Annotated in this window: 2 protein-coding genes; one reads left to right on the forward strand and one right to left on the reverse strand. The window is 46.3% G+C overall.

The window, feature by feature from the left end:
- The coding region (locus tag A3756_RS19645; protein ID WP_156490618.1) for an EAL domain-containing protein at positions 1-253 on the forward strand (253 nt) is incomplete at its 5' end.
- A gap of 22 nt (positions 254-275) precedes the next feature.
- Here A3756_RS19645 and A3756_RS19650 read toward each other — a convergent pair.
- On the reverse strand, positions 276-1,316 hold a 1,041-nt coding region (locus A3756_RS19650; protein WP_156490619.1), incomplete at its 5' end, for an FAD/NAD(P)-binding oxidoreductase.

Raw genomic sequence — 1,316 nt, forward strand, 5'->3', positions numbered from 1 at the left:
CCTGCCTGTGAACGAAATCAAAATTGATAAAAGCTTTATCAGCACCTTGTCTGATGAACCGTCGACACACGGAGTGATAGATACCGTTATCGCACTATCGAAACACTTCCACTTTGAAGTTATTGCCGAAGGAATTGAACAACCAACACAGCTTGAAGTACTGCGTAAGAAGGATGTAAAAGGAGTTCAAGGCTACCTTTTTGCAAAACCGATGAATCAGTCAGACTTCATCAATTGGGTTAAGGCAGCCTAGTTTATAAAAGCCTCTATAGAGATTAAATTTCAGCGGCCAAACGGGAACCTTGGTCAATGGCTCGTTTTGCATCCAGCTCAGCTGCGAGGTCTGCACCACCGATAACATGAACCTTCATCCCTTTACCCTCAGCACCCGCTTCCAACAAAGCATCTGCCAACTTACGATTTGAGTCCTGTCCTGCACACAAAATCACGTTATCTACCTCTAAAGTGCGGGACTTACCGTTCACTGTGATGTGCAAGCCTTCGTCATCAATCTGATCATACTGACAACCAGGAATCATGGTGACATGCTTTTGCTTAAGCACAGCTCGATGAACCCAACCAGAAGTCTTGCCTAGATTCTTACCTAGAGCACTCTCTTTTCTTTGTAGCAGGAACACCTCACGCTCTGGGGCAGAGACCTGAGGATCAATTAGGCCTGCACGATTGTTCAGCTGCGTATCAACCCCCCACTCTTTATACCACTGCTGCTTTTCGGCCTCTGGCGTTTCTCCGTGCTTATGAACTAGGAACTCACCAACATCAAAACCAATACCGCCTGCACCAATTATGGCTACTTTCTCACCAACAGGCTTTTTATCACGCAAAACATCCAGATAACTCATAACCTTTTGATGTTCAACACCAGGAATTGGAGGCGTTCGAGGAGAAATACCCGTGGCGACAATCACCTCATCAAACCCCTCTTTGATGAGGTCTTCGGCTTCAACCCAAGTATTCAAACGAAGGTCAACGCCATACTTTTCAATCATCTTACCGAAGTAGCGCATGGTCTCATTAAAGTCATCTTTGCCCGGCACTTGCTTGGCAATGTTAAACTGCCCGCCAATCTTGTCGCTTGCATCAAACAAACTCACCTGATGACCCCGCTCAGCCAATACCGTTGAAGCAGACATGCCTGCTGGCCCCGCACCGATAACCGCAACTCGCTTCTTGTCCTGAGTCGGCAAATATTTCAACTCAGTTTCATGACAAGCTCGAGGATTCACCAAGCACGACGCCCTTTTCATCTGAAAAGTGTGATCCAAACATGCCTGATTACATGCAATACAAGTATT

This window comes from Oleiphilus sp. HI0086 (assembly GCF_001635225.1).